General features: G+C 70.2%; 8 protein-coding genes and 1 other RNA gene. 2 read left to right on the top strand and 7 right to left on the bottom strand.

Going from position 1 to position 8847, the window contains the following annotated elements:
• Positions 1 to 47 precede the first annotated feature (47 nt).
• From K9U41_RS20185 to K9U41_RS20165, 5 genes are all read right to left on the bottom strand, one after another.
• Positions 48 to 1307, bottom strand: a complete 1260-nt coding sequence (locus K9U41_RS20185) for a flavin monoamine oxidase family protein (RefSeq protein ID WP_282642647.1) — start codon at positions 1305 to 1307, stop codon at positions 48 to 50.
• A 22-nt stretch (positions 1308 to 1329) separates the two neighbouring features.
• The gene (locus K9U41_RS20180; RefSeq protein WP_282642646.1) at positions 1330 to 1914 is read right to left on the bottom strand and encodes an SspB family protein; all 585 of its coding nucleotides are present in this window, start codon (positions 1912 to 1914) and stop codon (positions 1330 to 1332) included.
• Between the two features lie 139 nt (positions 1915 to 2053).
• Positions 2054 to 2417, bottom strand: a transfer-messenger RNA (tmRNA) gene (gene ssrA / locus K9U41_RS20175).
• A gap of 77 nt (positions 2418 to 2494) precedes the next feature.
• Positions 2495 to 3181, bottom strand: coding sequence for a DNA-3-methyladenine glycosylase I (locus tag K9U41_RS20170; RefSeq protein ID WP_282642645.1), 687 nt, complete (start codon positions 3179 to 3181; stop codon positions 2495 to 2497).
• Between the two features lie 35 nt (positions 3182 to 3216).
• Positions 3217 to 4095, bottom strand: a complete 879-nt coding sequence (locus K9U41_RS20165) for a YgfZ/GcvT domain-containing protein (RefSeq protein WP_282642644.1) — start codon at positions 4093 to 4095, stop codon at positions 3217 to 3219.
• A 77-nt stretch (positions 4096 to 4172) separates the two neighbouring features.
• Between K9U41_RS20165 and K9U41_RS20160 the strand changes: the two genes are divergently transcribed.
• Positions 4173 to 5513 carry a dihydroorotase gene (locus K9U41_RS20160; RefSeq protein WP_282642643.1) on the top strand — a complete coding sequence of 447 codons (1341 nt, stop codon included), beginning with the start codon at positions 4173 to 4175 and terminating at the stop codon, positions 5511 to 5513.
• A gap of 96 nt (positions 5514 to 5609) precedes the next feature.
• Here the strand turns inward: K9U41_RS20160 and K9U41_RS20155 are convergent, their stop codons facing one another.
• Entirely contained in the window at positions 5610 to 5831 is a 222-nt protein-coding gene (locus K9U41_RS20155; RefSeq protein ID WP_282642642.1) for a DUF2093 domain-containing protein, read from the bottom strand.
• Positions 5832 to 5904: 73 nt separating this feature from the next.
• Entirely contained in the window at positions 5905 to 7365 is a 1461-nt protein-coding gene (gene xseA, locus K9U41_RS20150; protein WP_282642641.1) for an exodeoxyribonuclease VII large subunit, read from the bottom strand.
• Positions 7366 to 7551: 186 nt separating this feature from the next.
• Between xseA and purD the strand changes: the two genes are divergently transcribed.
• The gene (gene purD / locus K9U41_RS20145; protein WP_282642640.1) at positions 7552 to 8835 is read left to right on the top strand and encodes a phosphoribosylamine--glycine ligase; all 1284 of its coding nucleotides are present in this window, start codon (positions 7552 to 7554) and stop codon (positions 8833 to 8835) included.
• The last annotated feature ends 12 nt before the right edge of the window (positions 8836 to 8847 follow it).

Raw genomic sequence — 8847 nt, 5'->3', positions numbered from 1 at the left:
CCAAAGGATGGCGGGGCGGCTGGCCGGGGGTCATGGGGCGGTCTCCATCATCGGGCGCAGTTCAAGGCGGCGAGGGCCGCGTCGGCGGCGGCAAGGCCGCTGAGGTGGGCGCCGTGGCAGGTGGAGAACGCCTCCCGCCCCAAGGCCTCCCCGGCAAAGAAGATGCGCCCGTCGAGGGGCTCATGGAGCCGCGCGCGCAAGCCGGCGCGGCCCGGCAGGGCGCAGGAATAGGCCCCGCCGATATAGGGCATGGCAGCCCAGCGAGTGACAAGGCTGCGCTTCACCTTCGTCTTGAGGCCGGCCCCAAAGGCCGCGCCGAGGACATCCAGCGCGAAGGCGACGAGGGCCCCCTCCCCGTCCGCCGCGAGGGCCTGCGCCTCCGGCCCCGCCACATGGACCAGCGCCGCCGGCGCCCCGCCGGGCTTCAGCAGGGCGGAGGCCCCGGCGCGGGCGGGCTGGTCGAGGTCGATGGCGTCGAGGGCCGTGCGCTCCGGCACCCCGAACACATCCTCATCGAACGCCAGCGCCACCTTCTCCGCAAAGCCCAGCGGCAGCGCCGCGAACGCCTCGGCCATGTCCGGCGGCAGGGCGGGCGCGAAGGCGAGCCGGCCGGAGGCGATCACCGCCGTGGAGACCGTCACGATCACCTTGTGGCAGCTGAGGCTGCCTTGGGCGCTGTCAATCTTGAGGCGCGCACCCGAGCGGTCGATCCGGGACACCGGGCAGTCGAGCGTCACCGGCAGGGCGCCCGCCGCCGCCAGCACCAGGGCGCCGTAGCCGTCGAGCACCGGCCAGTTGTCGTCGGTGTCGTGATAGAATGCGAAATCCGCGCAGGAGATGGAATCCGGCCCGGCGGCCGACATGAGTTCCAGCCAATGGCGCGCCAGCGGCCCGAAGCGGCCGGGCGGTCCCGCAACCTCGGAAGCCGCCACATCGCGTCCCGCGCGTCCGGCGGCGATGACGGCCGCGAACACCTGGTCCACCTCCGCGTCCGCCTGCGCCTTTTCCTCGGGGGTGGCGAAGCGGGAGCCGAGGTGCAGCCGGCGCGGGCCGGAATTGGTCGCACCCACCCGGAAGCCGAGCCGCGCGGCCAGGGCCGTGAAGGGGTTGGCGCGCGCATCGTGGAGCCAGTGGCAGCCGAGATCGAACGGCACGCCGAGGGTGGTTGTGTCGGTGGCCGCCCGCCCGCCGGGGACGGAGGCGGCCTCAAGGATGCGGAATGGGATGCCGGCCCGGCGCAGGCGCGTTCCGGCGGCGAGGCCGGAGGCTCCGGCGCCGATCACCACCACGTCGGTTTCGGCGCTCACCAATGCGGTCCCGAAGGGCCGGCTACTTCTTGTTGCGGAAGACGTCGAGCTGCACCACCTGGGCGCCGCTCGCGGGCCGGGCGCCGGCCTCCTGGCCGGTCTCGGCAGCGTCGGAGGCGGCGGTGGGCACGGCGCTCGCCAGCACCGGCTCGGAGGCCGCCCCCCGCGCCGGCTTGAGCGGCGCAGGCGCGTTGGCGGAACGGGGCGCCTCGAACGGCGAGTCGTCCGTCTCCTCGGCCTCGCTCTCGTTCGCGGCAAGCTCGAACTGGAGGCCAAACTTCACGGACGGGTCGAAGAAGCCCTTCAGCGCAGAGAAGGGCACCAGCAGCCGCTCGGGAATGCCGCCGAAGGACAGGCCCACCTCGAAGGTGGTGTCGGTGACGATGAGATCCCAGAACTGGTGCTGGAGGACGATGGTCATCTCCTCCGGATACTTCTCCAGCATGCGCGGGGAGAGGCGGACGCCCGGCGCGCGGGTGTCGAAGGAGATGTAGAAATGGTGCTCGCCCGGCAGGCCCGTCTTGGCCACATCCAGGAGCACGCGACGCACCACGGAGCGCAAAGCCTCCTGGGCGAGAAGATCGTAGCGGATATGATCGACCGACATGAGCCCGCAGCACTTCCCCGTCCGGCCCGGTGATCCAGAAGACTCCGGGCACCTTCCGGGGGGCCATACGGGCGCGCCGTATCCGGAGGGTCTGGCGATGGAGCTTCCAACCTTCCCTCGTCCGGCCGGATGGAAGGGAAGTGGAGGCTTCTGTTGCCAGGTGCCTCCGAACCCCGCCTAGCCAGTGCTACCCGGTAGGACTTTGATTTCGATCGTCAAACCGCTCACGCGGCCTGAGCAACCGGAGCATAGTTGTCATTCGCAACTATCAGTTCGGCCCGATGACGGCGGAACCATGCCGAGCGAAAGTATGCCCTTTACACCCTCGTCGATCCTATTTCGCCCCCGCCGGAGCCCGCCTCCCTGACGGGAAGTTGGGCTTTGGTGGAGGCGCCGGGTACCGCCCCCGGGTCCGAAAGGCTTATTCCGACACCCATTTATCGCCGTATCCGACTTGCGTCGGCAGAACGAATATAGGCGTCGCCCGCCGGCGATGAAAGGGGCGCGTGCCACAAAGTCCGCCGCCATCCCCGACCCTTTGTCGCGGGACCTTGCGCCAACGGCCCCGGCGGGTTTCCCCTCAGACGCCTCCGGCCTTACGGCTGGCGCAATGGCAGCCGGCGAGGTGGTCGTCCACCAGGCCGCAGGCCTGCATGGCGGCATAGACGATGGTGGGGCCGACGAACTTGAAGCCCAGTCCCTTCAGCCGCTTGGACAGGGCCATGGACTGCGCGGTCTGCGCCGGCACGTCGGCGATGCGGCGTGGCCGGTTCACCCGCGTCTCGCCGTCCACCGCCTCCCACATGAGGTCTGAAAAGGCGATGCCCCTGTCGCGAAGGTCGAGATAGGCGCGGGCGGAAGCCACCGCCCCCTCCACCTTCGCCCGGTTGCGCACGATGCCGGCGTCGGCCATCAGGGCCTCGACCTTGGCGGCGTCATAGCGGGCCATCGTTTCGGGATCGAAGCCGTCGAAGGCGCGGCGGAAATTCTCGCGCTTCCGCAGGATGGTGATCCAGGAGAGGCCGGCCTGGAAGCCGTCCAGCAGCAGCTTCTCGAACAGGGCGCGGCTGTCGCGCTCGGGCACGCCCCATTCGTCGTCGTGATAGGCCATGTAGAACGGGTCGGTGCCGCACCAGAAGCAGCGCGCCCGCCCGTCCCCGTGCCGGAGCAGCGGCGCGCGTTCGGCCTTCACCGCCGGCTCGGACTCCGTCGCGCGTGCGGCCTCGGGCGCACTCTTTTTCGCGTTTCCCGCCTTCGGCTCTGCCATCGCCCCTCCCGCCTCCGGCTCCGCAATCGCCCCTCTCAGCTTCCCTTGAACTTGCGGTCCAGCTCGCTCACCTTCTTTTCCCATTCCATGGAAAAGACCGCCCAGTCGGGCCGGCGCAGCTCCACCGGAACCTCCCCGGCAAGCAGCGGCACCCCGTCGGTCTTGGCGTCGTTGGCGCGGTCAAGGCGCACCGTGGCGATGCCCCGCCCATCGGTGACCGACAGGATCTGCCCCACGCTCTTGTCGCCGGCCATGATCTCCTGTCCGGCGGCAAGCGGCGTGTCGAACCGCACTTCCACCAGCCGGTTGCGGGGGGTGGAGCGGTGCTCCATGCGGCTCACCACCTCCTGGCCCACATAGCAGCCCTTCTTGAAGTCCACCCCGCCCAGCTGGTCCATGTCGGCCTCATGGGGGAAGGTGTCGCCATAGGCGAAGTCCGGCCCGCCCCTGGGGATGCCGAGGGCGATGCGGTGCGCCTCGTAGGGCGCCGCATCCGACGACAGGGCTTGCGCCGCCGCGCGGGGCAGCACCAGCCGCTGGCCCAGGGCGGGAAGGCGCGGGTCGGGATAAAGCGCGCCTTCGGGCACCTCCCCCGCATCCCCGAACACGGCGGCGACGGCGAAATCGTCGGCTTTCTCGAACGTCACCTTGGCCCGCAGGCGATGGAAGGTGAGGCGCTTCAGCAGGTCCTCGGCCCGCTCGGCGGGAACGTCGAACAGGAAGACATCCTCGCCTTCCGCGTAGAACAGGAAGTCGGAGATGATCTTGCCCTGCGGGGTCAAAAGCGCGCCGTAGCGCGAGTCGCCCTTCGCCATGGTCTGCACGTTGCAGGTGATTACGCCATGGAGAAACTTGGAGGCTTCGGGGCCGGTGGCACGAATGAGCACACGATCGGTCAAATAAACGACGGGCATGGGGGCCGTCCTTGTCAGAAAAATAAAAACCAGATTTAAGGCCGCTTGCCTGTCCCCATCAAGAGCGAGCTTCCGCCATGCCCGTGACTTTCGATCTGCTGCTGAAGGGCGGCGCGGTCGCGACCCCCGCCGGCATTGCCGTTGCGGACATCGGGGTGACAGGCGGACGCATCCGCGCCATCGGCGCCCTCGGGGCGGCGAGCGCGGGCGAAGTGGTGGATGCGACGGGCCTCCACATCCTGCCCGGTGTCATCGACACCCAGGTGCATTTCCGCGAGCCGGGGCTGGAGCAGAAGGAAGATCTGGAGACCGGGTCGCTGGCCGCCGTCATGGGCGGGGTGACCGGCGTGTTCGAGATGCCGAACACCATTCCCCAGACCACCTCCGCCGCGGCGCTGGAAGACAAGATCGCGCGCGGGACCAACCGCATGCACTGCGACTTCGCCTTCTATGTGGGCGGCACCCACGACAACGTGAAGGACCTGCCCGAGCTGGAGCGCCTGCCGGGGGCCGCCGGCGTCAAGGTGTTCATCGGCTCGTCCACCGGCTCCCTGCTGGTGGCGGACGATGACGGCGTGCGCAACATCCTGAAAGTGATCCGCCGCCGCGCCGCCTTCCATTGCGAGGACGAGCCCCGCCTGCAGGAGCGCAAGGGCCTGCGCGTGCCGGGCGATGCCTCCTCCCACCCGGTCTGGCGCGACGAGATCGCCGCGCTGACCGCCACCCGCCGCCTCGTCACCCTCGCCCGCGAGACCGGGGCGCGGGTGCATGTGCTGCACGTGACCTCGGCGGAGGAGATGGACTTTCTCGCCGACGCCCGCGACGTGGCCTCGGTGGAGGTGACGCCCCATCACCTCACCCTTGCGGCGCCGGATTGCTACGACCGGCTCGGCACGCTGGTGCAGATGAACCCGCCGGTGCGCGACGGCCGCCACCGCGATGCCCTGTGGGCCGCGCTCCAGAGCGGCGTGGTGGACGTGCTCGGCTCCGACCACGCCCCCCACACCCTGGAGGAGAAGGCCAAGCCCTATCCCGAAAGCCCCTCGGGCATGACCGGGGTACAGACCCTGGTGCCGCTGATGCTGGACCACGTGGCCGCCGGGCGCCTGACGCTGGAGCGCTTCGTGGACCTCTCCAGCGCCGGCCCCGCCCGGCTGTTCGGCATCGCCGGAAAGGGGCGCATCGTGGTGGGCTATGACGCCGACTTCACCGTGGTGGACCTGAAGCGCCGCGCCATCATCACGGCGGACTGGATCGCCTCGCGCTCCAAGTGGACGCCCTATGATGGCAAGGCGGTCACCGGCTGGCCCGTGGGCACCTTCGTGCGCGGCCGCAAGGTGATGTGGGAGGGCGACCTCACCGGCCCCGCCACCGGCGCGCCCATCCGCTTCCTGGAGACGCTCCAGCCGCAGGGCTGAGCGAAGGATGCTCCCAGCGAAGGCCACGCCTCCAACGAAAGAGGGCGCGCCACCGGCGCGCCCTTTCTTTTCGAAGGCAAGGGAGTTCCGGTGGCGTCAGCCCGCCGGACGCTCCTTGACGCGGGCCAGCACCGCCTCGGGGCCGGCATAGGCCTCCTGCAGGTCCACGCTCCAGTAGCGCAGCTCATCCAGCGGAATCGCCTGCCCGGTCACCGCGCAGCGCACGAAGCTGCCCGGCCGGAGGATACGGAATTCGCCATCGAGGTAGCGGACCTCCGCCTCGCCATGGGGCTCGGGGAAGCGTTCGAATCTGTTCATCGCCTCGGTCATCGTCCTGAAAGAAGAACATTCAACATAGCCATTCGCCCCGCAGCGCGAAAGGGGCGCCGGCTCACGGATCGAACAGGGTCGGCCCTTCCACCTTGGACGACTTCCTGGACTTGGCCGGGCGCGGCCGCGCGGGCGCTGACACCGGCGCCGTTCCAGCCGGCGCCGCCTCCCCCGTCACCGCCGCCACGTGCCCGTCGGCGAACTGGAGATCCAGCGCCGTGCCCGGATTGAGGCCGGCGGCAAGGCGCACCGGCTGGCCCGCGGCATCGCGCACCAGCGCAAAGCCCCGGCTGAGCACCCCCTTGAAGGACAAGGCGTCCAGCAGTTGGCCCGCCGATTTCAGCCGCGCCGCCCGCTGCTCGCGTGCCACGGTGAAGGCGCGTTTCAGCCGGCCGTCCAGCGTCTCCAGCCGGTCTCCCGCGCGCTCCAGGCGCAGCTTCAGCGCCTCCGGCGACAGGCGGGCGCGTGCAGCCACAAGGCGCAGGCGGTGGGCGGCGGCATTGGCCCTGAGCGCGCGCGGCAGGCGCTCGCTCGCGGCATCGAGCCTTTGCCGGGGCACGGACAGCAGGTTTTCCGCACTGGGCAGAAGGCGGGACAAGCCGCGCAGGTCCGCCCGTCGCCGTTCCAGAAGGCGCACCGGGGCGGCGGCGAGGCGCCCGCCCAGGTCCTCCACCGCCGCGATCAGCTCGGAGCGCACCGGCACCACCATCTCGGCGGCGGCGGTGGGGGTGGGGGCGCGCACGTCGGCGGCGAAATCGATCAGGGTGACGTCGGTCTCGTGGCCCACGGCGGCGACCAGCGGGATGGCGCTGTCCGCCGCCGCCCGCACCACCTCCTCGTCGGAGAAGCCCAGCAGGTCCTCCAGTGCGCCGCCGCCGCGCGCCACCACGATCACGTCGGGGCGCGGGATGGCGCCGCCCGCCGGCAAGGCATTGAAGCCGCGGATGGCCGCCGCCACCTCCGCCGCCGAGGTTTCCCCCTGCACCCGCACCGGCCACACCAGCACCCGGCGCGGAAACCGGTCGGCGAGGCGGTGGAGGATGTCGCGGATCACCGCCCCGGTGGGCGAGGTGACCACCCCGATCACCTGCGGCAGGAACGGCAGCGCCACCTTGCGTGCCGGATCGAACAGGCCCTCGGCCGCGAGGCGGCGCTTGCGCTCCTCCAGCATGGCCATGATGGCGCCGGCGCCGGCGAATTCCAGCGCCTCGATGACGATCTGGTAGCCGGACTTGCCCGGATAGGTGGTGAGGCGGCCGATGGCCACCACCTCCAGCCCCTCCTCGGGCTTCAGGCGCAGGCGCTGGAAGGTGCCCTTCCAGATCACCGCGTCCAGCCGCGCGCCGGCATCCTTCAGGCTGAAATAAGCGTGGCCCGAGCCGTGCGGCCCGCGATAGCCGGAGATTTCGCCGCGCACCCGCACGTGGCCGTAGGATTCTTCAACCGTGCGCCGGAGCGCGGCAGACAGCTCGGAAACGCTCCATTCCGGGGCATTGGCGCGGGGTTCGGCGACGTCCACCATCGAATCACAGCCATCGCTTGGTTAAGAAATAAGCATAGCGGGAAAGCCCCCCATGCGGCGAGCGCAGAGCCGTGCCTCTTGTTTGCGCGCCCCCGAGCCGATAGGCGATTGTGACAAGAGACTCTCGCAAGAGGCGTTGGCAGAGACGTTCGAGCGAGACATGGGGCAACGGACGGGGGAGGCCGCATGAACATCCTGCTGCTCGGATCGGGAGGGCGCGAGCACGCCCTCGCCTGGAAGCTGGCGCAGAGCCGCAGTATCGGCCAATTCTACGCCATACCGGGCAATCCCGGCATCGCCGAGCACGCAGAGCTGATCGAGGGCATCCCGCTCTCGGCCCACGATACCATCGTGAAATGGTGCCAGGACCACGACATCGGCTTCGTGGTGGTGGGGCCGGAGGCGCCTCTGGTGGCGGGGCTGGTGGACCGGCTCGAAGCGGTGGGCATCCCCGCCTTCGGTCCCACGGCTGCCGCCGCCCGGCTCGAGGGCTCCAAGCTCTTCACCAAGGAATTGTGCAAGGCTAATTCCATCCCCACCGCCGCCTTCGGCCGGTTCACATCGGCGGCCGAGGGCGCCGCCTATGTGCGCCGGCAGGGCGCGCCCATCGTGGTGAAGGCGGACGGCCTCATGGCCGGCAAGGGCGTCGTGGTCGCCCTCTCCGAGGAAGAGGCGGTGGACGCGGTGGAGCAGGTGTTCGCCGGCGGCGGCACCGAGGTGCTCATCGAGGAATTCATGGAGGGCGAGGAGGCCAGCCTGTTCGCCCTGGTGGATGGCGAGACGGTGGTTCTCTTCGGCAGCGCCCAGGACCACAAGCGCGCCTTCGACGGCGACCTCGGCCCCAATACTGGCGGCATGGGCGCCTATTCCCCCGCCCCCGTGCTGACGCCGGAGCTGGAGCGCCGGGCGCTGGACGAAATCCTCATCCCCACCGCCCGCGCCATGGTGGCGGCCGGCACGCCCTATCGCGGCGTGCTCTATGCCGGGCTGATGCTGACGGCCGATGGCCCGAAGCTGGTGGAATACAATTGCCGCTTCGGCGATCCCGAATGCCAGGTGCTGATGCCGCGCTTTACGGGCGACCTGGTCCAGGTGCTGCACGCCACCGCCACCGGCCGCCTGGCCGAGGTGACGCCGGAGTGGTCGCAGGATGCGGCCATGACGGTAGTCTATGCCTCGCGCGGCTATCCCGGTCCGCATCAGGTGGGCAGCCCCATCGGCGGGCTCGATGCGGCGACGGAGCTGGACGGCGTCCTGGTGTTCCAGGCCGGCACGCGGCGCAAGGGCGTCGGGCTGATCTCCAACGGCGGGCGCGTGCTCAACGTCACCGCCACCGGCGCCACCCTCACGCAGGCCCGCGACCGGGCCTATGCGGGCATTGCCCGGATCGAATGGCCCGATGGCTTCTACCGCAGCGATATCGGCTGGCGCGCGCTGGGCAAGGCTACAATGGACAAGGGTGCCCGATGACCGCCCGCGAGA

Source organism: Xanthobacter autotrophicus (assembly GCF_029991245.1).
GTDB lineage: Bacteria > Pseudomonadota > Alphaproteobacteria > Rhizobiales > Xanthobacteraceae > Xanthobacter > Xanthobacter autotrophicus_C.
The sequence above is the reverse complement of the archived record's forward strand: the minus strand, read 5'-3'. Positions and strand labels throughout refer to the sequence as shown.